24 protein-coding genes are annotated in these 26,528 nt (G+C 34.7%); 11 read left to right on the top strand and 13 right to left on the bottom strand.

The features are described 5' to 3' along the window. The first annotated feature begins 150 nt into the window (after nt 1-150). The 3 genes from QZ657_RS05180 (at nt 151) to QZ657_RS05170 (ending at nt 3,512) form a co-directional block, all read left to right on the top strand. A complete protein-coding gene (locus QZ657_RS05180) occupies nt 151-1,863 on the top strand; it encodes a GMC oxidoreductase (protein ID WP_291962516.1) in 1,713 nt (570 codons plus the stop codon). Beyond that, nucleotides 1,863-2,510 (top strand): gluconate 2-dehydrogenase subunit 3 family protein, encoded by a 648-nt coding sequence (locus tag QZ657_RS05175; protein WP_291965404.1) that lies wholly within the window; start codon nt 1,863-1,865, stop codon nt 2,508-2,510. The genes QZ657_RS05180 and QZ657_RS05175 overlap by 1 nt, the downstream gene beginning before the upstream one ends. A 78-nt stretch (nt 2,511-2,588) precedes the next feature. Continuing rightward, nucleotides 2,589-3,512, top strand: a complete 924-nt coding sequence (locus QZ657_RS05170) for a hydroxypyruvate isomerase family protein (RefSeq protein WP_291965402.1) — start codon at nt 2,589-2,591, stop codon at nt 3,510-3,512. 881 nt (nt 3,513-4,393) lie between these two features. Here QZ657_RS05170 and QZ657_RS05165 read toward each other — a convergent pair. Continuing rightward, nucleotides 4,394-4,951, bottom strand: coding sequence for a hypothetical protein (locus QZ657_RS05165; RefSeq protein WP_291965399.1), 558 nt, complete (start codon nt 4,949-4,951; stop codon nt 4,394-4,396). Between the two features lie 10 nt (nt 4,952-4,961). Further along, nucleotides 4,962-5,102: a hypothetical protein gene (locus QZ657_RS05160; RefSeq protein WP_291965397.1), complete on the bottom strand. Its 141-nt coding sequence runs from the start codon at nt 5,100-5,102 to the stop codon at nt 4,962-4,964. 305 nt (nt 5,103-5,407) lie between these two features. Between QZ657_RS05160 and QZ657_RS05155 the strand changes: the two genes are divergently transcribed. Both QZ657_RS05155 and QZ657_RS05150 read left to right on the top strand, forming a co-directional pair. Beyond that, nucleotides 5,408-6,142: a LytR/AlgR family response regulator transcription factor gene (locus QZ657_RS05155; protein ID WP_276470391.1), complete on the top strand. Its 735-nt coding sequence runs from the start codon at nt 5,408-5,410 to the stop codon at nt 6,140-6,142. A gap of 98 nt (nt 6,143-6,240) precedes the next feature. Beyond that, nucleotides 6,241-8,130 (top strand): tetratricopeptide repeat protein, encoded by a 1,890-nt coding sequence (locus tag QZ657_RS05150; RefSeq protein WP_291965396.1) that lies wholly within the window; start codon nt 6,241-6,243, stop codon nt 8,128-8,130. Here QZ657_RS05150 and QZ657_RS05145 read toward each other — a convergent pair. Further along, nucleotides 8,123-8,692 carry a DUF3109 family protein gene (locus QZ657_RS05145; protein ID WP_291965394.1) on the bottom strand — a complete coding sequence of 190 codons (570 nt, stop codon included), beginning with the start codon at nt 8,690-8,692 and terminating at the stop codon, nt 8,123-8,125. The two genes, QZ657_RS05150 and QZ657_RS05145, sit on opposite strands and share 8 nt — an antisense overlap. A 115-nt stretch (nt 8,693-8,807) precedes the next feature. On the opposite strand from QZ657_RS05145, the gene QZ657_RS05140 reads away from it, so the two are divergent. Together QZ657_RS05140 and QZ657_RS05135 are read left to right on the top strand one after the other, a co-directional pair. Beyond that, entirely contained in the window at nt 8,808-9,386 is a 579-nt protein-coding gene (locus tag QZ657_RS05140) for a MarC family protein (protein WP_276470394.1), read from the top strand. A gap of 36 nt (nt 9,387-9,422) precedes the next feature. Continuing rightward, nucleotides 9,423-9,626 carry a hypothetical protein gene (locus tag QZ657_RS05135; protein ID WP_276470395.1) on the top strand — a complete coding sequence of 68 codons (204 nt, stop codon included), beginning with the start codon at nt 9,423-9,425 and terminating at the stop codon, nt 9,624-9,626. Here the strand turns inward: QZ657_RS05135 and QZ657_RS05130 are convergent. The 4 genes from QZ657_RS05130 to QZ657_RS05115 form a co-directional block, all read right to left on the bottom strand. Continuing rightward, nucleotides 9,623-11,248, bottom strand: a complete 1,626-nt coding sequence (locus tag QZ657_RS05130; RefSeq protein ID WP_291965474.1) for a S41 family peptidase — start codon at nt 11,246-11,248, stop codon at nt 9,623-9,625. The two genes, QZ657_RS05135 and QZ657_RS05130, sit on opposite strands and share 4 nt — an antisense overlap. A 14-nt stretch (nt 11,249-11,262) precedes the next feature. Then, nucleotides 11,263-11,700 (bottom strand): deoxycytidylate deaminase, encoded by a 438-nt coding sequence (locus QZ657_RS05125; protein WP_276470396.1) that lies wholly within the window; start codon nt 11,698-11,700, stop codon nt 11,263-11,265. Nucleotides 11,701-11,784: 84 nt separating this feature from the next. Further along, nucleotides 11,785-12,369 carry a HupE/UreJ family protein gene (locus QZ657_RS05120; RefSeq protein ID WP_291965389.1) on the bottom strand — a complete coding sequence of 195 codons (585 nt, stop codon included), beginning with the start codon at nt 12,367-12,369 and terminating at the stop codon, nt 11,785-11,787. Between the two features lie 26 nt (nt 12,370-12,395). Beyond that, on the bottom strand, nt 12,396-13,136 hold the full coding sequence (locus QZ657_RS05115) for a TerB family tellurite resistance protein (protein ID WP_276470398.1): 741 nt from the start codon (nt 13,134-13,136) through the stop codon (nt 12,396-12,398). A gap of 130 nt (nt 13,137-13,266) precedes the next feature. Between QZ657_RS05115 and QZ657_RS05110 the strand changes: the two genes are divergently transcribed. From QZ657_RS05110 to QZ657_RS05100, 3 genes are all read left to right on the top strand, one after another. Next, nucleotides 13,267-13,677 (top strand): BrxA/BrxB family bacilliredoxin, encoded by a 411-nt coding sequence (locus tag QZ657_RS05110; protein WP_276470399.1) that lies wholly within the window; start codon nt 13,267-13,269, stop codon nt 13,675-13,677. Between the two features lie 233 nt (nt 13,678-13,910). Then, nucleotides 13,911-14,495: a lysophospholipid acyltransferase family protein gene (locus QZ657_RS05105; protein ID WP_366934156.1), complete on the top strand. Its 585-nt coding sequence runs from the start codon at nt 13,911-13,913 to the stop codon at nt 14,493-14,495. Next, nucleotides 14,492-15,172, top strand: a complete 681-nt coding sequence (locus QZ657_RS05100; protein ID WP_291965387.1) for an HD domain-containing protein — start codon at nt 14,492-14,494, stop codon at nt 15,170-15,172. Before QZ657_RS05105 ends, QZ657_RS05100 begins: the two co-directional genes overlap by 4 nt. Before the next feature lie 90 nt (nt 15,173-15,262). On the opposite strand, the gene QZ657_RS05095 is transcribed toward QZ657_RS05100, so the two are convergent. From QZ657_RS05095 to QZ657_RS05075, 5 genes are all read right to left on the bottom strand, one after another. Continuing rightward, complete coding sequence (locus tag QZ657_RS05095) at nt 15,263-16,666, bottom strand: glycosyltransferase (RefSeq protein WP_412759664.1); 1,404 nt, start codon at nt 16,664-16,666, stop codon at nt 15,263-15,265. Between the two features lie 284 nt (nt 16,667-16,950). Further along, nucleotides 16,951-18,024 (bottom strand): PA0069 family radical SAM protein, encoded by a 1,074-nt coding sequence (locus tag QZ657_RS05090; protein ID WP_291965385.1) that lies wholly within the window; start codon nt 18,022-18,024, stop codon nt 16,951-16,953. A gap of 46 nt (nt 18,025-18,070) precedes the next feature. Continuing rightward, nucleotides 18,071-19,624, bottom strand: a complete 1,554-nt coding sequence (locus tag QZ657_RS05085) for a hypothetical protein (protein ID WP_291965383.1) — start codon at nt 19,622-19,624, stop codon at nt 18,071-18,073. Nucleotides 19,625-19,641: 17 nt separating this feature from the next. Then, nucleotides 19,642-20,424 carry an enoyl-CoA hydratase/isomerase family protein gene (locus tag QZ657_RS05080; RefSeq protein ID WP_291962968.1) on the bottom strand — a complete coding sequence of 261 codons (783 nt, stop codon included), beginning with the start codon at nt 20,422-20,424 and terminating at the stop codon, nt 19,642-19,644. Between the two features lie 18 nt (nt 20,425-20,442). Continuing rightward, nucleotides 20,443-21,855 carry a sensor histidine kinase gene (locus QZ657_RS05075; RefSeq protein ID WP_291965472.1) on the bottom strand — a complete coding sequence of 471 codons (1,413 nt, stop codon included), beginning with the start codon at nt 21,853-21,855 and terminating at the stop codon, nt 20,443-20,445. 666 nt (nt 21,856-22,521) lie between these two features. Between QZ657_RS05075 and QZ657_RS05070 the strand changes: the two genes are divergently transcribed. Then, a complete protein-coding gene (locus QZ657_RS05070) occupies nt 22,522-25,764 on the top strand; it encodes a two-component regulator propeller domain-containing protein (RefSeq protein WP_291965382.1) in 3,243 nt (1,080 codons plus the stop codon). 14 nt (nt 25,765-25,778) lie between these two features. Here QZ657_RS05070 and QZ657_RS05065 read toward each other — a convergent pair whose 3' ends face one another. After that, entirely contained in the window at nt 25,779-26,330 is a 552-nt protein-coding gene (locus QZ657_RS05065; RefSeq protein ID WP_291965380.1) for a CopD family protein, read from the bottom strand. Between the last annotated feature and the right edge of the window lie 198 nt (nt 26,331-26,528).

Raw genomic sequence — 26,528 nt, 5'->3', positions numbered from 1 at the left:
GAAATATAATATTGACCACTGACGTTAAAATCATGAATAAGCTCATTCATCTAACCGAAGGTTAATTTTAGCGAATTTCGCAATAAGAATGGACAATAAATGTATAGAATTAATATAATATTTAATAAATTTATAGATTAAACAACTTTTATGAGCAAATTTTATTATAACGAAGAACAAGAGTCCTATGACGCTATAGTTGTAGGGACCGGAATTAGTGGCGGTTGGGCCGCTAAGGAATTATGTGAAGGAGGCCTTAAAACCCTGGTTTTGGAAAGGGGCCGAATGGTAAAACATATTGAAGATTATGAAACGGCCAATAAAGACCCATGGGATTTTCCTAATGCCGGTGAGCCGACAAAAGAAATAATAGAGCAGCAACCAAAACAGAACAGAACAGGTTATACTACAAACCAAGCTAGCAATATGTGGTTTGTTAATGACCTGAAACACCCATACAACGAGACTAAACGTTTTGATTGGATGCGAGGATATCACCTTGGTGGACGTTCTCTTCAATGGGGGCGCCAAAGTTACCGTTTAAGTGACATAGATTTTGAAGCGAATAAAAAAGAAGGTATTGCCGTAGATTGGCCTGTACGTTATAAAGATATAGCACCTTGGTATGACAAGGTAGAAGAATATATTGGTGTAAGTGGAGAAAACCTAGGTTTGGAACAATTGCCAGATGGTAAATTTTTACCAATGATGGACCTCAATTGTGTAGAACAAGTGTTCAGGGAGAAAGTGGCAGAAAATTTTGATGGCCGCGTAGTAACCTCTGGTAGAGTTGCACATATTACCGGAACAAAACAATTTGACGGAAGAAGCAAATGTCAATTTAGAAATAGATGTATTAGAGGATGTCCTTTTGGAGCTTATTTTAGCAGTCTTTCATCAACGTTACCAGCGGCAGAAGCTACAGGTAATATGACACTTAGACCAGATTCAATTGTACATGAGGTAATTTATGACCCAAACACAAAGAAAGCTACAGGTGTAAAAGTTATTGATGCAAATACAAAGGAAACTTTTGAATTCAAGGCTAAAGTTATCTTCTTATGTGCTTCTGCAATTGCTTCTACCTCTATATTGATGCAATCAAAATCTGAAACTTTCCCTAACGGTATGGGTAATGAATCTGATCAGTTGGGCCGTAATATAATGGACCACCAATTAAAAGTTGGTGCGTCCGGTAAATTTGACGGATTTGATGACAAGTACTACAAGGGTAGAAAACCTAACGGTATCTATATTCCAAGATTTAGAAATCTAGGTGGCGATTCCGATAGAAAGGATTACTTACGAGGATTTGGATATCAGGGCGGTGCATCTAGAGGCAACTGGCAAGAATCTATTGCTGAACTGTCTCATGGTAAAGACTTAAAAGATGCCGTTTTAAAACCTGGTGGATGGACATTTGGTATGATGGGCTTTGGTGAAGTATTGCCATACGAGAACAATAGATTTACCCTAGATTATGATAAACTAGATGATTGGGGCCTACCTACCGTAACATTCGATGCAGAGCTACAGGAAAACGAACTAAAAATGCGTAAAGACATGTTAGAGTCTGCAGTAGAGATGCTAGAAAAAGCAGGTCTTAGAGACGTAAAAGGGTATGATGAAGAAAGCGCGTTAGGACTTGGAATTCACGAAATGGGAACTGCACGTATGGGTAGGGACAGAAAAACATCTGTCTTAAACGGTAATAACCAATTACATGATGTACCAAATGTATACGTAACCGATGGATCATTTATGACTTCTGCCAGCTGTGTAAATCCATCTTTAACTTATATGGCATTTACGGCCAGAGCTGCAAACCACGCAATTGAACAACTTAAAAAAGGAAACATATAATGGATAGAAGACGTGTATTAAAAAATATGGGAATGTCACTTGGATATATGGTGGCCACCCCAACATTATTATCAATTGTACAAAGTTGTAAAAGTGAACCTGCCCTTACTTGGACTCCAGAATTTTTAGCTCAAAACGAAGGAGCTGTTCTTTCTAAATTGGTAGATATTATTTTACCAAAAACAGATACACCTTCTGCATCAGAAGTGCAAGTTGATATTTTTATTGACAGATTTGCAAAAGATGTTATGGAAAAGGAACAACAAGATTTTCTTAAAATGTCCATGTCCAAGTTTACAAATAAAGCTTTGGCAGATTCTGGTAAAGAAAAAGTTGAAGATTTGACCGCAGAGGACCTTGAACCAGTTTTGGCTGCATCCTTAAAGTATAATAAGGATGAACAAGCAGAGATGTTCAAGACTATAAACAGTTATACAAAAGCTATTGCAGATGGTGATACGGCTGAATTAGATGACGAAGTTTCAAGATTTGCTTTTGCAAATAATTTAAGAGGTATGACTATTTGGGGCTATAAAGCTTCTGAATATGTTGGTGAAAATGTTTTGGCATACTTACCTGTACCAGGTGAATATGTAGCATGTGGCGACCTTCAAGAGCTTACAGAAGGTAAGGCTTGGTCGTTATAAATAACCGATAATTTATAATTCAATAGCCAAGAACAGTTTTTCATTGTTCTTGGCTATTTTCATTTAAATACAATATTCATGAAAAGAAGAAGCTTTATTCAAAAATCTGCCCTGACCACGGGTGCAATCTCAATAGGCAGCACATTATCTTATGCAAATGCAATTACCAATGAGGGATTTGCCCATAAATACAATTTAAAATACGCACCTCATTTGGGCATGTTTAAACATTTGGCCGGTGACGACCCTATAGACCAACTCAACTTTATGGCAGATCAAGGTTATACCGCATTTGAAGATAATGAAATGCGAAAACGACCTGTAGCGCTTCAAGAAAAAATGGCGAAAACCATGAAAGAACGAGGCTTAGAAATGGGTGTATTTGTAGCGCATGAAATACATTGGAAAACACCCAACTTGGCATCTGGAGATAAAACCAAAAGGGAAGAGTTTTTAAATGACATCAAAAACTCTATAGCGGTTGCAAAACGGGTAAACGCCAAATGGATGACCGTTGTACCAGGTCATTTAGACTTAAAGCTAAAAATGGGTTACCAGACCGCCAATGTAATTGAAAGTCTAAAACAAGCTTCGGCATTATTGGAACCACATAATATTACTATGGTTTTGGAGCCCTTAAATTTCAGAAATCACCCAGGTTTATTTTTAACGGATTCACCACAGGCATTTGAAATTTGTAGCGCGGTAGATTCGCCCTCATGTAAAATATTGTTCGACATTTATCATCAGCAAATACAAGAGGGCAATCTAATACCTAATATGGAAGCCTCTTGGTCTGAAATTGCATATATCCAGATTGGAGACAACCCTGGTAGAAATGAACCAACGACAGGGGAGATTAATTACCACAATGTATTTAAATGGATACATGCACAAGGATATAACGGGGTTTTAGGTATGGAACATGGTAACTCTAGAGATGGCAAGGAAGGTGAGCTAGCCGTTATTGAGGCTTATAAAAAAGTTGATGCTTTTTTATAAGCCTCAATATTTAGTACAAACACAAATGATCAAAATTGCATTTCATCGAAAAACGAAACACTTTTCGATGAAATGCATATCTATATTGTAAGAAATTACCTACTTATACGTTTTTTTGTATATGTCCCAATACCTACAAACCTTACTCGTTTATGCCGGTTTATTTCTGGCATCAAAATTATCTTTCTATCTGTATAAAAAGATAAAGTCTCATTCAATAGAATTGTTTAAAATGAGACTCAGTTATAAATGGTACAACCTTAAAAGTGCCATAAGATTAACGTACCATACCTTATTTAACGATACGATTAAATTTCCGTAATCCAAACACAGATTTTCTACGTATATAACTTATACTCTAATACTTAAGTTATGGATAATTACATCACAATATTGATGATATATGCAGCTGCGTTAGTTTTTTCAACAGTATTAAAGCCATATATCACTAACGATAAATAAGACCCCCTTACTTAACCTCGGCTTAGCCGTATATAAAAAAGACCCCATTATGCGGGGTCTTTTTTATTTTTTATAGAAAATTCCGATTAAATATTTCTTTGAAATAACTTCTATTACCAATAGAACATGTAACACTAATTGTTATATAATTCAGGATTAAAATCATTTAAGTTTTCACAATTTAAATCCATATCGCCCAATCAATAGTAATTTATGCTCATAATATACAGGACAAAAAAAATGTACGGTCCCACTAATGCTTCTATTATGAAAAATGCCCACCAAGTCTAATAAAGGTAGTTCCCCCGAAACCTTTTCTTAGAATGTAATCGTACGACGAATCGTAGTTATACTTATTTTGGCGCTCAAACATTAGATATAAGATAACATACACTATCTTATAAAGAACCGTACTAATTTTAAACCTTTATTTCTGCATTAAAAGAACCATTAATGTATAATGCTTCTCCCTTTGTATTTTCTAATTGTACCTCTAATCTACCATCTATCATGTTAGCATAACTATCGGCAATAATAATGTTCCCGGATTTTACCAAAAAAGGCAATTCACTTAAACCTCCCATATCTGCAAAACCAAAAACCCCACTGAAACTTTTCATCAGTCGGTCAATATTTTGAACACTATATGTTCCTGATTGCACCCCATAATTACCTTTTGTTTTAGATGCAATTATAAACTCTAAAGTTTGCAACTGCGCATCATCACAAGTAACAAAACGCAACAACAATTTTTCTGTTGTATTACAAAGTTTATCTTCTTCACTACTATTTTCAAAGGTTGCTATTCCGTCTAAATGGAAGCTCATTTTACCTTCAATATCAAAACTACAAGTACCGTCTCTTAAACTTGACGTTTCAAAATCTGCTTTTGAACCGCCCGCAAGTAAAATGAATGGTACAAACCAAAAACAAACTATTTTAAAAGACTTGTATATAAATCTAATAATGCTCTGCATGGATTTATAATTAAGGTCTATTAAAGTTCTGGTCTTGAACTTTGCTCGCTACAGCCAAATTTTCATTTAAACGCCCTTCTTCCTTCATAAACTGAGAAGCAATCAATAAGACTACTATAAATAATGCCAACATAATGCTGCATTTCCTCATATCAAATTCATTTATAACAACCTGAAGTTCTTTGCTAAAGGTAAATTTAAGCTCAAAACTGGTAGACCTATATTGTATAACCTGTGCCTTTTTTTGTATAATCGGAAAACAAAAATTTAGTCCAGTTCACAAAATTTTACTTTTGTAGTCTTTTTCTTTCTTTTTATTGATGGTATGTGATTTAAAACCCTGGGACCAAAATTTACCGATTACACCAATATTTCCTCCATTGATACAAATTAATACCAGAAAATTAGACAAGCGTTTAATTTTTCATAACTTTCTAACTTGATACCCGATCTTTTATGTTACAAGCCGTAATCGTTGATGATGAAATTAAAGCGCTTCAAAGCCTCACCTGGGAACTAACAAATTTTAGTGATGAAATCAATGTAATAGCATCATTTACAAACCCCCATGAAGCATTGTCCTATTTAGAAAAAAACACGCCAGACTGCCTTTTTTTAGATATAGAAATGCCAACAATGGACGGTTTTCAGTTTATTAGAAAACTTACAAATAAAAATTTCCCCGTTATTATTACCACCGCGTATCATCAATATGCGTTGAAAGCGATAAAAAGTCAGGCATTAGATTATCTTTTAAAGCCCATTGATACGGATGATTTGGAAGAAACCATTGTAAAAATAAAAAAATTCCATAGTTCAAATTTTTCTGTGGAAAATTTAGAAATGGCACTTATAAATTATAATTCCAAAGCAATACACAAGCGCATTACCCTTAACACGGATGGTAAGATATTGTTTCTGGAAAGTGATGAAATATTATACGCTGAATCTGATGGTAATTATAGCACCATATTTTTAAATGATGGGCAAAAAATAGTACTTACAAAAAAGCTAAAAGAAGTAAATGAACTATTACCTTCAGATTCATTTTTTAGAATTCATAATTCATACATCATTAATTTAAATAAGATAAAAGAGTTTCTTAAGACAGATGGTTATGTGGTATTGAAATCAAATCATAAAATTCCTGTATCCAGGCAAAAAAAATCAGATTTTTTAGACATGCTTTAAACCATTAACTTGGCTCTCATAAATATTATTCAGCTTTTCTAAAATTAATAGTGCGTAAACTCAAGTACAAAATTCTATTCCTTCTTCTGCACACCTTAGTGTTAACGAATCTTGTCCACTCTCAAGACATACCTCTAAGCTTACAAAGAAGTGCGGATAGTTTGCTAAAGGCAACTCCTAAAACTTGTCAAGAAATAGATAGACTACTGGGCACATTTAGCAACGACACTACCGCACTGCGGTATATAGAGCAAAAATCACTTTTAAGTAAATATTATTTAGGACAGGCATATGCCCTAAATAATCTTGGCAGTATTTACCGCGATCAATCATTATATGTTAAATCCCTCGACTTATACCAACAAGCGCTAAAGGCATCTGTAGAGGCAGACAATATAGAATTTAGGGTTTATTGTCTTAATATGATAAGTACGGTACATAGACGTACCGATGCTTTCAAATCCGCTTTGGATTACAGTCAAGATGCCTTAGAATTAGCCGAAACGGTTGCAAATCCTAATTTAGGGCTCAAAAAAAGTATTATCGTATCATTGAACAGCATTGGTAGTATCTATCAAATGTTAGAGCAATATGAACTGGCCATAGAGAAGTATGAAAAAGCCATGCTACTGGAAAAAGAACTTGATGATAAATTGGGTTTGGCCATAAATCACCTCAACTTAGGAGAGTGTTATGAATCTCAAGGTAAACTAGAACCTGGTTTAAAAAATTTCCGTAAATCATTGGTCTATTATGAACTTATAGACTCCAGTACCGGTAAAATAAAAGCCAATTATAATATAGCCCACGTCTATGTTCACCAAGGCAAGGTTAAAGAAGCAATCAACATACTAGAAACCAATCTACTAAAAGCCATATCCTTAAATGACAAAAAGATAATTACTACAATTTACATTAACCTTGGCTGGGCAAATATTAGATTGGAAGACTATGATGCTGCCGAAACCAACCTAGAATCTGGTTTAGCACTTGCAGAGAAATATGAATTTAATATTGAAATAGCGGATGCCAATAAATTCTTATCTGAACTTTGGATAAAAAAAGATGATTATGAGAAGGGTATGAAGTATTTCAAAGAATCTAAAAAGTATGAAGAACGTATAACGAATGCGCTTAACCTTAGATATGTAAATGATATGATCTTAAGGTATGAATCTCAAATAAGAGCCAACCAGCTAGAGCGGCTTGCCCAAGAAAACGAATCTGTACGATTGAGGTTGAAAAAGAATAAGACCATGCTTATTATCATTGGTATATCCTTAATATTACTGATCGGCATACTATATATTCTTTATCGTCAAAGTCAACTTAATGCGGACAAAAAACTATTGACTTTAGAACAGAGTATGTTACGTAGTCAAATGAATCCGCATTTTTTATTCAACTCTTTGAATTCCATAAAATTATATATTATAAACAATGAGAAAAAGAATGCCGTTCATTATTTAAACAAGTTCTCAAAACTAGTACGTAAAATATTGGAAGCATCTTCCCAAAGAGAAATTACGCTGGCAGAAGAACTGGAAACAGTAGAATTATATATGAACATCGAGAATATTAGATTTTCAAATGAAATTAACTTCAATGTTCATATTAAAGATGACATAGACCCGCATAACATTAAAATACCTTCACTTATTTTACAGCCTTTTTTAGAGAATGCGCTATGGCACGGACTATCATCTAAAGACGGCTTAAAGAATATTGACCTAGAAGTAAAAAAAGGTAAAAGCGGATTTATAGAAATTGTTATTACCGATAACGGTGTAGGTAGAGATGCCGCAGAGAAAATTAAAGACAGTAAACTACTAAAAAGAAAGTCTGTAGGTATTGATATCACTAAAGAACGACTTGCAAATTTTTCTCGTGATTATGAGAATTTCTTCCATGTGGATATCATTGATAAATTTGATGATAACACAAACCCGATCGGTACACAGATCGTAATTTATATACCTACTATTTAAGATGGTCTTTTGCCACTTCTTCTAATTCGGCATACCATTCTTCTCCAAATTTGCGAACCAAAGCCTCTTTTACAAACTTGTATAGCGGCACTTTTAATTCATCACCCAAAGCACATGCGGGATCACAGATTTGCCATTTATGGTAATTGACAGCGGTCAATTCTGTGTATTCACGTACTCTAATAGGATATAGGTGGCATGAAACCGGTTTTTTCCAATCTATTACTCCCTGATTATAGGCTTCTTCAATACCACATTTAGCTATTTTCTTTTCATCGAAAATAACGTAGGCACATTCACTACCGTTTACCAAAGGAGTTTCCCACTCACCATCTTCACCTTTGATAAAAGCACCTTGCTCTTCAATAACCGCAACACCTTCTGGTCTTAAAAAAGGCTTCACTTTAGCATAGATATCTACCATTATCTCCGTTTCAGAATCTTCCACCGGCGCACCTGCTTCGCCATCAACACAGCAACCACCTTTGCATGCACTTAAATTACACACAAAATCGTTTTCTATTATCTCTTCGGATACTATGGTTTTCCCTAATTGAAACATAACCTAATTTAAAGGGCGCAAGATACATTTTTTAAAAAGTATAGGTCTTAGAAAATTTTAACAATAAACATCTAAGTGCATAGTTATAAACGTAAATTTGCAAAAAAATTGAAAGATGGAATTTCATTTTAACTTAAGGGAAATTGCAACCGCTAGTATGGTTTTATTCGCCGTAATTGATATTTTAGGCAGTATACCCATTATTATTGGTCTTAGAAAAAAAGTAGGTCACATTCAGTCTGAAAAGGCATCGATCGTAGCTGCGGTGATTATGGTCGCATTTTTGTTTCTAGGGGATGAAATATTAGGTTTGATCGGCATTGATGTAAATTCATTTGCCGTTGCCGGAGCGTTCATTATATTCTTTTTGGCAATTGAAATGATTTTAGGCATTCAATTGTACAAAGACGATGAACCGGAAAGTGCCTCCATTGTACCAATTGCCTTCCCTCTAATTGCCGGTGCAGGTACGCTGACATCGTTACTTTCTTTACGTGCAGAATATTATGTAGAGAATATTATAGTAGCGATCGTGGTGAACATTATTTTTGTTTTTATAGTACTTAAATCATCTCTTAAGATTGAAAAAATGTTAGGTAAGAATGGGGTAAACGTCATTAGAAAAGTATTTGGAGTAATTCTTATGGCCATAGCTGTTAAATTGTTCGCCGCAAATATTAATGAACTTTTCTAGACCGATAGAAGGTTGTACTTTTATAAAAACAAGTTTATGAGCAAGACATTATCCATAATATTCATTGTAATTGCAATAGCGCTTATTGCCTATAATGTAACTCTAGTGAATTTTGCCGACCCTTTTGAAAAAAATAGTACCATAGCATTAATTGGTATAATGGCTTCATTATGCGCCATTGTGCTTCTTTTGGTTTTCATTACCAGTAGAAAGATTCGAGATAAAATTAATGAAGATTAATTATTAGCTTTAATTTCACCAGATTCTTGTTGCTGAATAGTGCCGGCATCTAGTTCAAGAACCTTTTGTAACATTAGGTCTTCGTCTGACTTTATTTTGGCATGTATGTTCGTATTGAACAACTGTTCTGCAATACTCGCTTTTAAGAATCGTTTTATACTTTGTTCATAATCATAGAAGTTCATTCTTAAATTTCTATCTATGGAATACGAAACAAATTTCTCAAAAAGGATGTCGTCAACCCTAAAATCGTTCACAAATTCTTCCTGCGTATAATGGGCATATCTTTCTCGATCTTCATCTAAATGCTCAAATACGAAGAACGATAAAAACCCTAGATTATCCATACTCTCAACAGCTTCCTTTTCATTGCTGCCAATAGGTACAAATACGTCTGGGATAATACCACCGCCACCATATACCACTTTTCCCTTAGGTGTTGTAAACTTCAAAGAATCCGCTACTTTAATGCTATCAACAGAAATCATTTCACCGCTATGAAATCTATCTGTAAAACGTTGATAATAATCTTTAGTTCCGTTTGCGTATGTTTTTTGAATACTTCTACCTGTTGGTGTATAATATCTAGAAACGGTTAACCTTACTGCAGAACCGTCGCCCAAGGCCATTTCGCGTTGCACCAAGCCCTTACCAAAAGATCTTCGGCCAACTATAGTACCTATATCGTTATCTTGTAAAGCACCTGCTACAATTTCACTTGCAGAGGCAGACCTTTCATTGATCAATACATAGATTGGCTTATCTTCAAAGCTACCTTCATCCGTAGCATAACTTTTGTTGATCTTACCTTTTTTGTTTTTGGTAAATAAAATAAGCTTACCATCTTCAAGAAACTCATCTGCCATTTCTTCTGCCATACCCAAATAACCACCAGGGTTGTCACGAAGATCTAATACCAACTTGCCGGCACCACGCTTTTGTAATTTAACCAAAGCATCTTTAAATTCTTTATATGTAGATTCTGCAAAGCGGTTTACTTTTATATACCCAATGTCCTTTGTAAGCATATAATATGCATCAACACTTTTTAAAGGAACAATACCACGTTTAACCTTTACCTTAAATGTTCTGTCTTCAGATTTTCTATAAACGGTAAGATTGATAGAAGTGCCTTCTTTTCCTTTTAATTTTTCTACAATGACCTCGCTAGGATAGTCTTTACCGAACAACGTATCGTTATCCGCCATTAAAATACGGTCACCGGGCAAAATTCCTTTAGAATAACTTGGTCCGTCCTTTACAGTCTTAATAACCGCTATAGAATCTTTGTAAGCATAAAAATTGATACCAATACCCACAAAATCACCCTTCATATTTTCAGTTACACCAGACATTTCTTTTTCTGAAATGTAAACTGAATGCGGGTCTAATTTTTCTAGAATACTATTTACGGTAACGTCTACAATACTATCCGTATTTACATCATCTACATATTCATAGTCAATGTAATCAATAAGTCTATTAAGTTTATCTTTCTTTGAATTCGTAGAAAAAAGACGTTCGGGAGAATCGTTAAAATTCAGTTTTCCGCCTATAAAAAATCCCAATGCAAGCGCAGAAGCTATAATTAAAGGAAATAGAGCACTGTATTTTTTATTCATCATAGATGTAAACGTTAGATAGTAACATTTATTTCTGGCATATGTTGTATTTCAACCCCCGCCTTTGCCAAAAACTTTAGTCCTGAATCATCTTTGTATCCTAGTTGGTATACTACACGTTTAATGCCAGACTGATGAATTAGTTTACTACACTCCCTACAGGGTGATAAAGTGATGTACAAAGTAGCCCCTTGACATGATTGTGTAGAACTGGCAACTTTTAAGATTGCATTTGCTTCTGCATGTAAGACATACCATTTGGTATATCCATCCTCGTCCTCGCAATAATTTTCAAAACCTGTTGGGGTACCGTTGTAACCGTCAGAGATAATCATTCTATCTTTAACTATAATTGCCCCTACTTGCTTTCGCTTACATGAAGAAAGCATACCCCATTCTTTGGCCATACGTAAATACGCCCTATCATATTTTAATTGCTTCTCTTTTTTCATTTATAGTAAACTTTGTTCAAGCACTTACCCTAAAGTAACCGTTTTGTCCAGTTAGAACAATATGTTAAGCTAAACTTTAACAGTCTAAAAAGGAAATGTTTCATAAAGCAATGGCAATGTTATTAATATGATCAAAATACTACCTACCATTACAAATAAGCTCTGTTTTACCTTAAAAATGGTTTGAACTACATAGGCTAAAATCAATACCAACAAAACGATAACTACTTGAGATAATTCAATACCGCCTGCAAATCCTAATAATGGTGCAAACTTATCTTCTTCTCCCATAATCATCATTTTAAAATAATTAGAGAATCCAAAACCATGAACTAGTCCAAAAATACCAGTAACGAGTACATGAAACCAAATACCTTTATCATCTTTTCTATCTCTACTTTCCACTAAATTGAAGAGTGCAGTGCTAACTATGGTTACAGGAATTAAAAATTCGATCCAACTGGCATCTATAACCAATACTTCATAAACGGAGAATACTAATGCCAAACAGTGCGTAAAGGTAAAAACAGTAGCCAAAAGCAATACATTCTTCCAACTTTTAAAAGTAAATGGAAGTGCCAGTGCAGCTAAAAACAATATATGATCATATGCATTGATATCCAACACATGTTGTAAACCTAATTTAATATAAAACCAAAATTCTTGCATTCCAAACTACCTTAAAAGTTACCTGTCTAATTTAAACCGCGTTCTTTTTGAATGGTCTCATAAGCCTCTTGTACTTGTTTAAACTTTTCTTCCGCACCCTTCTTTATAGCCTCATCTTTTGTATTTACCCTATCCGGATGGTATTTTTTAGCCATTTCTCGATATGCCTTTTTTACTTCGGCATCCGTTGCCGATTTTTCTATATTCAAAATTTTGTAGGAGTTGTTCGCAGATTTTACGAACATGGCCTTTATACTTTCAAATTCGTTGAGAGAAACCCTAAGATACCCTGCTATCTCCCTAATTTTCTGAACTTCGGGATTACTAATATTACCATCTGCCTGAGCTATACCGAATAGAAAATGCAATAATTGTAAACGCACTTCATAACGTGTACGTTGTGCCAAAAAAGTACATACCTTTTGTGCAGATATCTGTCCCTTTTTATTTATTTCGTTAAAACTTCTAAAAATGGCATTGGCCTTATCCTTACCATAGGTACTAACGAAATACTGACGAACATAATCCATTTCCGACTGGCTGGCCTGTCCGTCCGCTTTAATAACAATAGAACAAAGTGACAACAGGTTCAATTCAAAATCTGCCGCGGTAACATTAGGTCTTGTATAATCTTCGAACACACTACGTGCGCTACCTTTATTAGACCCAAAAAAACTATCTATAATACTACCGGCAAAGAAACCTAACACCGCTCCTGATAATCCTCTAAAAGAAAAGCCTACTATAGCTCCCAACCATTTAATCATTTCTAAATCTCAATTTTGCCAAAGATAAAATATTACGCAGAGAAAGTTAGGCCAATGAAAAGTTAAGGTCTGAAGCAGTGCTGCGACTAATTGATTATCTTTGTAACAGTTTAATTAAAACATTAAGAATATGTACCCTGCGGAATTAGTAAAACCAATGAGAGATGACCTGGCTTCTGCCGGATTTGAAGAATTATATACAGCAGATGCGGTAGCAAATGCCATCAATAAAGAAGGAACAACTTTAGTGGTTGTAAATTCTGTTTGTGGTTGTGCAGCGGCAAATGCAAGACCTGCTGCCAAAATGAGCTTGCAAAACGACAAAAGACCTGATCATGCAGTAACTGTATTTGCAGGTGTAGACAAAGAAGCTGTTGATGCGGCAAGAAACCTAATGGTCCCTTTCCCTCCTTCTTCACCATCTATGGCATTGTTCAAGAACGGTGAATTGGTTCATATGATAGAGCGCCACCATATTGAAGGTAGACCAGCTGAAATGATCGCTCAGAATTTGGCTCAGGCTTATGACGAGTTCTGCTAAATTTTAAATACTCCATATATTCCCACAAAATAATGGGATTAAAAAACCGCTCTATTTGAGCGGTTTTTTATTTTTGTAAGATGCAGAAGTTGCTTTCATATATCATAACCCCCTTTTTTTTCGTGGCATTTGGGCTATGCCTGCTTATCTTTCACCCTATACAATGGTTAGGTTTTAAGATATTTGGCTATAGTGGTCTAAAACCAACGGTTAGCAAATTGAACCTTTGTTTAATGCGTAGCACTAATATTTTAGGGACTACCTATAACTTTACAAATAATTTCGATTTACCGACCGATAGGCCCTTGATCATTGTCACCAACCATCAAAGCATGTACGATATTCCGCCACTAATATGGTTTATGCGCAAATACCACCCCAAGTTCGTAAGCAAAAAGGAATTGGGTAAAGGCATACCAAGCGTCTCATTTAACCTAGTTCACGGAGGCTCTGTACTAATTGATAGAAAAGATGGTAAATCCGCCATCATGGAAATTGGCAAACTAGGTTCTTATATTGAAAAACATAATAGAAGTGCGGTAATTTTTCCTGAAGGAACCAGAAGTAGGGACGGACATCCAAAACCATTTAAGCCTATGGGTCTAAAAATGCTTCTTAAAAAAGCGCCTTCCGCATTGATTGTTCCCATAAGTATCAATAATTCGTGGAAACTGGTTCGTTTTGGTCAATTTCCGATGGGGTTAGGAGCCAAAGTTCGTTTAGATGTACAACAACCTTTAGAGAACAAAGGCAACTTAGATGAACTTATTCAACAAATTGAAGCATCCGTAGTTAGCGGTATAAATTCCTTTAAATGACCCATTCAGAAATTGTAGAAGAAACCATAACATTTGTTAAGGAAACATTGAAATATGCCGAAGGTGGGCATGATTGGTTTCATATACAACGTGTTTTCAATAACAGCATGCTAATTGCAAAAGAGGAAAATGACCTAAATCTTTTGGTCGTTAGCCTAGGCGCACTTCTTCATGATATTGCCGACGCCAAGTTTAATGATGGTGATGAAACCTTGGGACCAAAAATGGCGGAAGATTTTTTATTAAGTCTTGGTGTACCAAAAAGAACGATTAACCACGTAACCAATATTATAAAATATAGCTCATTTAAAGCCAGCCTGATGGATGGTAAGATGAAAAGAAAACCATTTACCTCTAAAGAACTTAAAGTAGTGCAAGATGCCGATCGCTTAGACGCCATTGGCGCCATTGGTATAGCACGGGCTTTTAATTATGGAGGATTTAAAAATAGAGCGCTCTACGACCCTAGCATACCACCTAATCTTAATATGACCAAGGAAGAATATAAAAAGTCAAAAGCCCCTACAATAAATCATTTTTACGAAAAATTATTACTTCTTAAAGATAAAATGAACACTAAAACAGGTAAGCGATTAGCTGAAGAAAGACACCAATATATGATTGATTTTCTGGAGCAATTTTACCAGGAATGGAATCCTTTAAAAAATTTAAGTTAAGTTTACAGTATAATTCAACAACATCAAACCATTTAAAAAAGGGTCTTAACTTTCGTTAAGACCCTTTTTATATACTATAAATGAAGTAGTTTATTTTTGTGGCAACTCTCTTGTTAACCAACCACTTCTACTTGCAGTTGCTATCGCATAAGGTGTGATCCAAAAAAGACCGAACGTAAAAAGTACGCTATAGGAATATGCCCAAAAAGATTCTGACAAAGAGTATCTTTTTGCATAGAACAACACAGGAAAAGTAGATAACACCAATATACTTACAAAAGTGGAGCTTAAGAACAGTAATGGGTGTGTAAGTACAAATATCAACATGAAAAGAACAAAAGGATAACACAATACAATTCTAGAAAACTGGCTAAAGAACAATAATCGCGTACCTGCTTTTGGTCCTTTTCTAAAGTTTGTAAAAACATATTTAGACATTTGTATGTTCTCACGTACATTACTTCTGCCCCATCTAATGAACATTTTATAAAGCCCTTTATATTTTTCAGGAACATTTGTGTATGCGACCGCATTTCTTTGGAACAACACGTGGAAACCTTGCTTTAAGATCATGTTTGTCATTGCTCTATCCTCACCTATATCAGATGCTTGCCCCATGAATGTTTGATTGATCCATTTATCTAAACAACCAAATACGGCAGTTGCTCTGTAAGCCGCTAAAGCACCCGGTGTACACAATACAGAATTCAAGGTACTTTCCGCAGAACGTACAAACTCAAAACTAAGTGCAAAGCTAACGTCTAGCATTTTTGGCAAAATCTCTTTCTTGTTATTAAGCACACGAATATTACCGGCTACAGCTCCACAATTTTCATCAATAATGAAAGGACTTACTAAATTTCTTAAAGTATCCTTATCTACTATTGAATCACTGTCTACCGTAACAAAAATTTCACCGGTACCTTCATTGAAACCCCTGTACAAAGCATGGCGTTTACCCATGTTCTTAGGTTGTTGGCAAATAGAAACTCTATCGCCCAATTCTTTCTTGGCTTCTTTCATCCAAGTCCAAGTATCGTCCTTACTACCATCATCAATGGCAAGGAGCTGAATTTTATCTTCTGGATAATCACTTTCCGCTAAACTCTTCAATGTTGCCCAAACTTGCTTTCCTTCGTTATAGGCAGGAACAATAACGGTAACCTTTGGCAATTCTTCATCAGAAACAGATGGTATTGCCTTATACTTTAAAAATCTAATAAATGTGTAAATAAAGAAACTCAATTTAAAAACGAAAAAAGCAGCAGCAACAATCATGAATATAAACCCGATCATGGTGCTTCTACGCTCTAAATGCAATTGGGTAAAGTCGTTTTGTAATATATACGCTAGATAAGCCGAACCAAACATGAGCACAAACGTGCTGCCCATTACAAAAACGCCCCATGCATTGGCATTTTCAATTAAGTGTTTCATTCTAGAAAAGAACGGTTTCTTATCTGTGTTTTTGGTAGTATTCTTTAAAGTTTTCATATTCCCCTTGGTAGTGTTTTGGTAATGATAAATAGTTCTAATATTTATTTCTCCCTATCTACGCTTAGAATGATACTTTGGACTTTATTTTAACAAAACTTTTCAAAGAAAATAATTATCCAATGCTTTTGCATACTATTTTAAATTTACCTGGTAATTTAAATGCATAAACTTTTGACTTATTTGCATTACTTAACTCATATATACGCCCTTACCTTAATGGTTAAAATAACATCGCTAATATTCATTGTATTGCCTAACACATGCTCCCAAATAGACTTATACTAAAATAATTTCAACTGTCCGTCTTTATAAGATTCATGTAGATCGGTATTCAATTTAGGAAACGATCTATCCCTAAAATAGGTTCTTTTTGCTAAACGAACCATATCATGAATCTGAGTAGCAATTTTACCATCACCACGACTTCTTACTTCAAATCTACTATCGTTTAATTTGCCACCGTGGCACTCTTGTATTTGATGCAATACCTTTTCAGCTTTATTGGGTAACGTTTTACGGATCCAATCCGTAAATATTTCACCGATTGCCCCATTTAAACGAACTACCGTAAACGCCATAGAAACAGCACCACTATCTGAAACCGCTTTAGCCAAATTTAAAATTTCATGACTGTTTATTCCAGGAATAATTGGTGCCAACATTGCATTTACCGGTATACCGTTTTCAGATAGCACACGTATAGCTTCCAAACGTTTCTTAATAGTAGTAGTTCTAGGTTCTAAAATTCTTCTTGTTTCTTCGGATAATGAGGTAACTGAAATATTGACCCCAATTAAGCCGTATTCATTAAGTTCTTTTAAAATATCCAGATCACGTAATATCAATGCATTTTTAGTTATTATCCCAACCGGATGGCGATATTTCAAGAAAATCTCCAAGCATTTTCTTGTTAGCTGAAATTCCTTTTCTGCAGGCTGATAGCAATCTGTGTTGCCAGACATAACTATTGTAGTAGCTTTCCAGCTTTTACTTTTCAATTTAGCCTCCAGTAGTTTTGGAGCATCATGTTTTACCAGAATTTTCCGCTCAAAATCCAATCCGGCACTATAGCCCCAAAACTCATGGGCATTTCTTGCATAACAATATATACAACCATGCTCACAACCTTGATACATGTTCATAGAGTAACTCATACCCACATCTGGGCTAGTAACTTCATTTACTATTGTTTTTGGAAAAATAGGCAGGTACTGAGTTTTATTTCTATCGGCAACTTCTCCTTCTAACCGACAAAACTCAAGAAAATCATCTCTTGTCTCATAGCTATACGTAGAAAATTTATTGCTAGTATTTTTTTGGGCTCCCCTACCCTTTAACGGAAAGTTTGAATTCATTATTAGGATTTAATCCAAAATTATGGAATAAATCCTAATAATATATTTATTTAACAGTCACTTGAACCAATTGCTTTTTTGTTCCTCTTTTAGCATAGAACATTAATTCATCATTCTGTCTATCAATGTAAGGTGTAGATACCATTAAAGGTAGTCGCGCTTCGGTATCGTCAATAACCTTGTTGTATTTCATATGTCCGTTTTCATCCAAACGGATTAAAAAGACATTTCTATTTCTACTTAATCCTTGTTTAAACATAATACGGTCTTCACTCAATTGTTGCGGATTCTCTGAAGATGTACTGATAAAAAAGTAGGTAGTATTGTTTTTAGTATAGGCACTATAAGATGCATATGCACCATCACCTTGCGTTACCTCCGTTTTGTTAATATTCCTTGCCCATACCATATCTCCGTTTGCGCTTAATTTTGCACTGATAATATCATTATGGTGATATCTAGTTACCGCAACACGACCACCACTAGAGTTAGATTGTACACTCTTACTAGTAAAATACTCTTCGGCATTGAATAGAATGTTCCCTTCCTTGGTAATATTCATTCCCTTAAAAACCAAATCTTTGATAGCCTTATCATCTTCACGGCCAAACTTATCCATCATAAACTGTTCTGAAAATGGGTTGAATTTTTCAGCTTTTAATTCAAGGGAATTGGGTTCTAAATTAAAGTAAGCGATACCATTATACCTATTGTCCTTTCTATCTGCGTAAAAACCGACACATAACAACTCGTTTCCTTTAAAAATAGGCTTTAAGGCCTCAGGAAATTTACCGGGAGTAAAGAAAGACTGTACACTTCTACCGCTTTTAGAAACTCTGACCATTTCATACTGAAACTTTCGTTCCGTAGCATTAAAACGCTTCTTTTTAAAGTAAGCCTTACCTACCAAATAGACGTTCTGTAAATCTTTGGAAAAAACAATATTTTCAAAAGCATAGTTTTTTTCCTCTACCTCATCAGAAAAATCATGCTCCATTATTTTATTAAGACCTGCGTCGAACACATGTATATAGTGCTGATCTATCTTTCTTTTTTTATAGTGTGTTGTAATGGCAAATGCCGACTTTTCATCGTTGAACAAAATAGAGGTAGTAAAGCCAGAAGAAAAGTTTCTGTTATAAAAATTTCTGTCCAAAGGCTGCTCTACAGGGTCTGACGCTATAGATAATAGCGTTTCTTTGGTAAACTGAAATTGAGAGAACGGACTTCTATGCACTTCATACTGATAACTTCTAGAATTATAGTTATACTCTAAAAACAACAAATAAACTTGCCCATTACGTACATAGGCATCTATAAAATTGGCATTTTTAAGTTTATAGTTATATTCAGAAACAAGCTCTAGATCCTTATTGTAATGTTCAATAAAATAACCCTTAGGCCTTAAAACAATACCTGTGTAATAGGCACGTACAACAACGGTACCGTCATTACCGTCATCAGCAATGGCAAGCATATTGGAATACCTATATTTATCATGGAATTTTTCGCCAATGGTATATGAAACCAATTCTTCTTGTGCAAAAGAACTTAGTACATTGATGACCAATAAAAATAAAAAAGCGCTACGTTTTAACATAACCGGTTTGGTTTATGTCATGAACCTGGAAACTCTGCTTTTCTTTTTTCTAAAAATGCAGTGGTACCTTCGGTGAAATCATCTGTTCCAAAACAGGCTCCAAAGGCTTCAATTTCCTGCTCATAACCATTTACAGTATTCTTAAAACCAGCATTTATTGCTTTTATTGCATGAGATATGGCTACAGATGAGTTATTGGTTATTCTAGAGATAATTTTATGGCACAATGGTAGTAATTCTTCTTGGGAAGTTACATGGTTTACCAAACCATAGGCATGCGCTTGATCTGCAGAAATCATACCTGCGGTCATGATCATTTCCATAGCTCTTCCCTTGCCCACTAACTGGGGTAAACGTTGCGTACCACCGTAACCAGGTATAACACCTAAAGAAACTTCCGGCAATCCCATTTTAGCATTGTCGCTCGCTACCCTAAAATGACAAGCCATAGCCAGTTCCAGACCACCGCCCAATGCAAAACCGTTGACCGCTGCAATTACAGGTTTGGAAAGATCTTCAACAAAATCAAACAACTGTTTTTGACCCTTGGCCGCTAATTTTTTTCCTTCTTTCTCACTAAAATCTGAAAATTCAGAGATATCGGCACCGGCAACAAATGCCTTTTCACCACTACCAGTTAAAATAATGGCCTTTATACCTTTATCTTTTTGTAAATCTTTAAAAGCATCATGTAATTCGCCAATAGTTTGCTTGTTTAAGGCATTTAATTTATTGGGGCGATTAATAGTTACAATTGCAGTTGTATCTTCCTTTTCAATTAATAAAGTCTCGTATGACATGGTTGTTGATTTGTTGAGTTATATATTTTCTTTAGGAAACTTGACACAAAACACCGTACCCTTACCCAAATGAGATTTAAAGTTGATGGATCCTTTGTACGTTTCCACAATATTTTTGACCATACCCAAACCTAAACCCATTCCACTGGTCTTTGTGGTAAATTTAGGTTCAAATATTTTTTCTTCATTATCTTTTTCAATACCGTGACCATTATCTGCCACGGATATTTTTACCATATCTCCTTCAGATGCTACACTTACCAAAACTCTTGGAGATTCAACATCCGGTACGGCTTGTATTGCGTTTTTAACCAAATTGGTTACTACACGAATTAATTGTGTTCGATCTAATTTCGCAATAATTTCCTCTTCTTCCGATATAAAATGAATATAATCTTCATTAAAAATATCCAAAGCCAACTTTACAATTTTAACCACGTTCAGTGTCTCGTTCTGTTGTGCCGGCATTTCGGCGAAATTAGAAAACGCTGAGGCAATACTACTCATCGTATCTATTTGTTGAATTAAAGTGTTTGAATATTCTTTAAGTTTCTCGTGAATTTGTGGATCATCTGGATCAAATTTTCGTTCAAAACTTTGTACGGTCAATCGCATTGGTGTCAAAGGATTTTTTATCTCATGCGCTACTTGCTTTGCCATTTCTCGCCAAGCTTGTTCCCGTTCACTCTTTGCCAGTTTTACCGCACTATGGCCAAGCTCGTCGATCATGCCATTATAGGCACTTATTAATTTTTCAATTTCCTCCCCCGGGTTTTCAATAAATATTTTCTTGTTCTGTTTGCTTAGACCCGTTCTTTCCATCATATCAGAAATGGTCTCCAAAGATCTAGTAATGTATTTAGAAATAAAAAATGCAAAAGCAATGGCCATAAGTAACATTAACAAATACACGCCGGACAAACGCCATAAAAACTCTTTTAGCTCATAATCATTAAATGAATTATCTTCAAAATAAGGCAAATTAAGGATACCGATCGGTTTAAACTTTTGGTCGGCTATATAGGTAAATGATGCCTGGTATTTGTCCCCTGCCAAGGCATTTTCACGAACATATCTTTTATTTGGACTAATTTCCAACTTATTAAGAACCTCTGGATCTAGGCACATGGAAATTGAGTCGTTCGCAAATTTTGGGCGAGAACTTTTAATAAGCTCACCATCTAAACTATAAATATTGAAGTTCATGTTCTGTACTACGGCAATCTCATAGATTTCATTTTTAAAAATAAGATCAAGATTTTCTGTAGTAACGGGATAGGTAGTTTTTTGAATGGCAAGATCAATACTTTGGCGTATTTGCTCCTCTTTACGCTCCATTCTATTTTCATGATAATCCTTTGATTGTTCACGATATTGGTATACCGTAACCCCAGCTATTAATACAGATGCAATGAGCACCAAAAATATCATGGATAGGAAAATGCGTGACCGTAAAGATACTCTAGTTAACAAGTTGTTGTTATTTCGTCTAAAGTTAGCAAATATCGCACCAAAAAAAATCAAGTTAGCAAATCAAAAACCTATTGCCACCAAATGTAAATTAGAAAATGATACATTTTATATTAGAATTGTATGTACCCATTCATTGCCAACATTACTTTAATTGGACTAACGGTAATTTTATTTTCTTCTGATAAACCTAACTCAATTAAAAATGATGTTAAAACTGGTTTTGCACAATGTATAGACGAACATCTCTATCGTTATGCTACGTACCGGGCAATACGTGCCCAAATAAAAAATAAAAAAAAGCGCAACATTACTTTTTATGTTGCGCTTTCTAATTATATGTTTCATTTAGCTAGATCAATTTTTATCTTGTAATAGCAACATCCACAAATTAAAACGATGCGCTTTACACCAAATATATCCCAAGCTCAAAAATGCGTGACAGTAAATAAACATGGTTTAAAGCTGCTGATATCTCATTTAATACAACAAAAATGATTTCAAATAAAACTAACCTTATTTTTAAATAAATTACTATATAAAAATTATTACAGGTTAATAAATGATTTGGAAGTAATTTCTTACATTTATTTGCGTTAGTACGTAGTAGATTATTACAGAACAAGCATGCAAATAAAACAATTCCCTATCATTCTTACTTATTTGGTAGTGTTCTTAGTGTCGCATATAACACGATCCCAACAACAAGAAAACCTTGAATTTCAACATATTCAAGATGGTTTATCTCAAAGTACCGCTACGGTTCTTTTAGAAGATAGTTGTGGATTTCTCTGGATCGGCACCCGTAATGGGCTTAATAGATATGATGGTAAAGATTTTGAAATATATACCAAGAGCTCGGACGGAAAAACGGAGTTGACCCATGAATATATTGTGTCTTTATATGAAGATGATGAAAATATAATTATTGGTACCAATGAAGGACTAAGCCTTTACCATCGTAGTCTAAATATAATAACTCCATATCCATTTAAAAATGAGGGCAAAACAATAAATAATGAAGTTTTTGAATCTATCGTAAGAAAAGATGATGTGTTATGGTTAGGTGCAGAATCAACAGGTTTGTACAAATATGAGTTGAAAACAGGAAAACTAAAACACTTTTCACCACCCAATGAGCTTGTACATTTAGAAAACCCAAGATTAAATAAAGTTGTAAAGGTTGAAATATTAGATAATAAGCGGGTATTGGTCATTTTTACCTACAATACGCTTTTGCTAGATTTTGACATGAATATTACCAGTAACATTCTAGAGACAGAAGCAATCATTACGGGTATAGAGTTTTCCAAAAAGAACTTCTTATTAGGTTCCGGTAATGGTATGTTATATAAATTGACGGTAGAGGAAGACACGGTAAGTATTCATAAAGAAAAAGAAACTAGTCCCGGTTTTGGTATTCGGTCTTTAGAAAAAAATTTGGATGATGAACTTTGGGTCGGTACAGAAAACAGAGGTTTATATATCTATTCTAAAAATTTAGATCTAAAGAACCACGTAGAATACGATGTAACAAAGCCCCATTCATTGGCAGGAAACTCTATATGGGCAATATTATGTACACGAAATGGCACCATGTGGGTAGCACCTTACAAAAGTGGGCTTAATTTTTATGACAAGGAGTATTACAAGTTTCAACATATAGAATCTGATCCGTTTAATCCAAAATCACTTAGTAACAAACTTGTCAATTGCTTTTTGGAAGACCCCAAGGGCAACATTTGGATCGGTACAGATGGTGGCGGTATTAATTATTGGAATAGGTCTCTAAATACTTTTGAAAACTACTCTTTAAAGAACAAAACCTTTAATAGCGATGTTGTTCTTTCCATTTTAGAAACTAAAGAAAACGAATTATGGGCGGGAACCTGGACCCATGGTATATCGGTTCTGAATACTAAAACCAAAAATTATAGTGTACTAACCTCAGAAAACTCTTTTTTAAAATCCAATATAGTTATAGACCTATTAAAAGATAGAAAGGAAAGAATATGGGTCGTTAACTATTTTGCAGGAGTTCAACTATATGATCCTAAGACGGATAAGTATGAAAATATAACGCTCATATCTGACATAGACGGTACTACCATAAATTCTTTACATAAAATATTCGAAGATAATCAAGGTAATATTTGGATCGGCACCTTAAACTCAGGTCTGTTTAAGCTGACAGAGAAAGATAATGATTGGTCAATTGTTCATTATCATACCAAAAACAGCTTAACCAATAGATTCGTCAATGTCATTATACAAGATAATGAAAACAATGTCTGGGTGGGTACCCAGGGCGGACTATTAAAATATCTCCCCGAAAAAGATTCCTTTTTAGCAATTACAAAAGAAAAAGGTCTTAAGAACGATGCTGTAAAAGGCATTATCAATGGCCAAGACAGTAATTTATGGCTTAGCACCGAAGATGGTATTATTAGATACAATACCAAAACAGGTGAAACTATAAATTATGATATAGGCGACGGTCTACAGGCAAAAGAATACATAGCAAGTTCGTCAATGACCACTAAAAAAGGAGAATTCCTATTTGGAGGGATAAATGGACTAAATGTATTTACCGCCAAAGATGTTGAAAAGCGAAAAGATACGCTTAGGTTGTTTGTATCTGGACTTAAAATTTTTAATCAACCCGTTTTACCCAATGATGAGTTTGGGGTTTTAAAAAAAGATATTAGCCAAGTAGACTCATTAATATTTAGTCACGATCAATCTGTTTTTAATATTGATTTTAAAGCACTTACATTTAGAAGACCAGAAAGTGTAAACTATGCCTTTTACCTTGAAGGATTTGAGAAAAACTGGAATTACGTAGGCAACAATCCTACAGCAACATACACCAACTTAAATCCCGGGGAATACAAGCTTAAAATGAAGTCAACCAATTCTGATGGCGTTTGGGTAGATAATGAAATTGACCTTCATATAACAATTACCCCGCCTTATTGGCAGACCTGGTGGTTTAAACTGTTAATGGTTGCCCTGGTCCTATTGTTATTCTATATAGCTCAACATATTAAATTAGTGAATATTCGAAAAAATCAAAAAAGGCTGGAGCTAAAGGTCGATGAACGCACCAAAGAATTACAACTTCAAAAAAACAAACTTGTAGAGGCTGCAAACAACTTAAAATTAAAAAACGAAGAAATACAACGTTTCACTTTTGCCGTATCACATGATTTAAAAAGTCCGTTAAGCAACATTAAAGGATTAGCTAGTCTTATACCGTTAGAAATGGAATTGGAAGACCATCCGGATGTAACGGAGTATTTGAGCCTAATAGATGTCTCGTGTAACAATATGAACGAATTAATTTCTGACATTACGGAAATTGCCAGATTAGGTAAAATTGAGAATAAAAATGAGTTGTTGAAAACCAATGAAATATTGGCGCTATCAAGAAATCTTATTAAAGGTCAGCTAAAAAACAAAAACATACAACTTAACATAGCTGAGAATCTGCCCAATATTTTTGGGGATCGTAATAGAATAATACAGGTTTTTGGTAATTTCTTGGATAATGCCATTAAATATATGGGAGACCAACCTAACCCTAGAATTGATGTAGATTTTGAAGAGGAAGGTGACAATAATATCTTTTTGGTCAAGGACAATGGTTTGGGTATGGATAAAAATGCGTTAGATAAATTATTTACCCCATTTGAACGATTTCATGACAATATTAAAGGAACGGGTTTAGGCTTATATATGGTGAGACAGATTGCCATAACACATGGTGGTACCATAATCGCAGAATCAGAAGGAAAATGTAAAGGGGCTACTTTTAAACTTATACTGCCAAAAGCCAAAATTGCGGCAAAAAAATCTATAAAATCATAATTAAAGATAAATAACTAAGCTTCAGGATTCTTGCTTCTAATCCTTTTGTATAATCTTATGCCCAGCATTAAAAGGATACCTAAAACAATAATACCTATTACCCCAAAAATCCAGTTAAAAGAACTCTTTAAAATCACCAAGAATACAATGGCGAACAAAATCAACGTGGCCCCTTCATTCCATATTCGCATGAATTTAGAAGTATACTGAATATCATCGCGTTGAAACTTCTTGAAAATCTGATGGTTTTTTAAGTGATATAAAATCAATACTACTACAAAACCTAGTTTAACATGCATCCAAGGCTGTGATAACCATCCTGGATAAATGACCAGCAACCAAATAGCAAAGAACACTGCCAATACCGCCGATGGCCATGTTATAATATACCACAAGCGTTTGGTCATCAACTTCAACTGTTTGGAAAGAATCTCTTTTTCAGGTGATGGTTTAGCATTCGCCTCAATATGGTAAATGAATAACCTAGGTATATAAAAAAGCCCTGCAAACCATGTAATTACAAAGATGAGATGCAAGGACTTTATATAATTGTAATATTCTGACATAGGATTATAAAAACAAACTCAAGTTCAAGAAGCAAGTTCAAATGCAAGAAACAAGTTCAAGTGCAAAATTCAAATCACATTTCCCTCTTCTCTTTTCTGGTCTAATAGAAATTCAAAGTTAGTAAAAGTCGATTGAATGTATTTTATAATCTTATTGCCCCAATTCCTGCATCCCACAAGGTTTTATTATAAGCAGGT

The sequence above is a fragment of the Maribacter sp. genome (genome assembly GCA_020629415.1).
In the GTDB taxonomy this organism is placed as follows: domain Bacteria; phylum Bacteroidota; class Bacteroidia; order Flavobacteriales; family Flavobacteriaceae; genus Maribacter; species Maribacter huludaoensis.
Note: the sequence above shows the minus strand (reverse complement) of the source record. Positions and strands in the feature narration are given on the sequence as shown.

Coding starts and splice junctions, on each gene's coding strand:
- QZ657_RS05180 (WP_291962516.1), top strand. CDS start 151: ATGAGCAAATTTTATTATAACGAAGAACAAGAGTCCTATGACGCTATA.
- QZ657_RS05175 (WP_291965404.1), top strand. CDS start 1,863: ATGGATAGAAGACGTGTATTAAAAAATATGGGAATGTCACTTGGATAT.
- QZ657_RS05170 (WP_291965402.1), top strand. CDS start 2,589: ATGAAAAGAAGAAGCTTTATTCAAAAATCTGCCCTGACCACGGGTGCA.
- QZ657_RS05165 (WP_291965399.1), bottom strand. CDS start 4,951: ATGCAGAGCATTATTAGATTTATATACAAGTCTTTTAAAATAGTTTGT.
- QZ657_RS05160 (WP_291965397.1), bottom strand. CDS start 5,102: ATGAGGAAATGCAGCATTATGTTGGCATTATTTATAGTAGTCTTATTG.
- QZ657_RS05155 (WP_276470391.1), top strand. CDS start 5,408: ATGTTACAAGCCGTAATCGTTGATGATGAAATTAAAGCGCTTCAAAGC.
- QZ657_RS05145 (WP_291965394.1), bottom strand. CDS start 8,692: ATGTTTCAATTAGGGAAAACCATAGTATCCGAAGAGATAATAGAAAAC.
- QZ657_RS05140 (WP_276470394.1), top strand. CDS start 8,808: ATGGAATTTCATTTTAACTTAAGGGAAATTGCAACCGCTAGTATGGTT.
- QZ657_RS05135 (WP_276470395.1), top strand. CDS start 9,423: ATGAGCAAGACATTATCCATAATATTCATTGTAATTGCAATAGCGCTT.
- QZ657_RS05130 (WP_291965474.1), bottom strand. CDS start 11,248: ATGAATAAAAAATACAGTGCTCTATTTCCTTTAATTATAGCTTCTGCG.
- QZ657_RS05125 (WP_276470396.1), bottom strand. CDS start 11,700: ATGAAAAAAGAGAAGCAATTAAAATATGATAGGGCGTATTTACGTATG.
- QZ657_RS05120 (WP_291965389.1), bottom strand. CDS start 12,369: ATGCAAGAATTTTGGTTTTATATTAAATTAGGTTTACAACATGTGTTG.
- QZ657_RS05115 (WP_276470398.1), bottom strand. CDS start 13,136: ATGATTAAATGGTTGGGAGCTATAGTAGGCTTTTCTTTTAGAGGATTA.
- QZ657_RS05110 (WP_276470399.1), top strand. CDS start 13,267: ATGTACCCTGCGGAATTAGTAAAACCAATGAGAGATGACCTGGCTTCT.
- QZ657_RS05105 (WP_366934156.1), top strand. CDS start 13,911: ATGCGTAGCACTAATATTTTAGGGACTACCTATAACTTTACAAATAAT.
- QZ657_RS05100 (WP_291965387.1), top strand. CDS start 14,492: ATGACCCATTCAGAAATTGTAGAAGAAACCATAACATTTGTTAAGGAA.
- QZ657_RS05095 (WP_412759664.1), bottom strand. CDS start 16,666: ATGAAAACTTTAAAGAATACTACCAAAAACACAGATAAGAAACCGTTC.
- QZ657_RS05090 (WP_291965385.1), bottom strand. CDS start 18,024: ATGAATTCAAACTTTCCGTTAAAGGGTAGGGGAGCCCAAAAAAATACT.
- QZ657_RS05085 (WP_291965383.1), bottom strand. CDS start 19,624: ATGTTAAAACGTAGCGCTTTTTTATTTTTATTGGTCATCAATGTACTA.
- QZ657_RS05080 (WP_291962968.1), bottom strand. CDS start 20,424: ATGTCATACGAGACTTTATTAATTGAAAAGGAAGATACAACTGCAATT.
- QZ657_RS05075 (WP_291965472.1), bottom strand. CDS start 21,855: ATGATATTTTTGGTGCTCATTGCATCTGTATTAATAGCTGGGGTTACG.
- QZ657_RS05070 (WP_291965382.1), top strand. CDS start 22,522: ATGCAAATAAAACAATTCCCTATCATTCTTACTTATTTGGTAGTGTTC.
- QZ657_RS05065 (WP_291965380.1), bottom strand. CDS start 26,330: ATGTCAGAATATTACAATTATATAAAGTCCTTGCATCTCATCTTTGTA.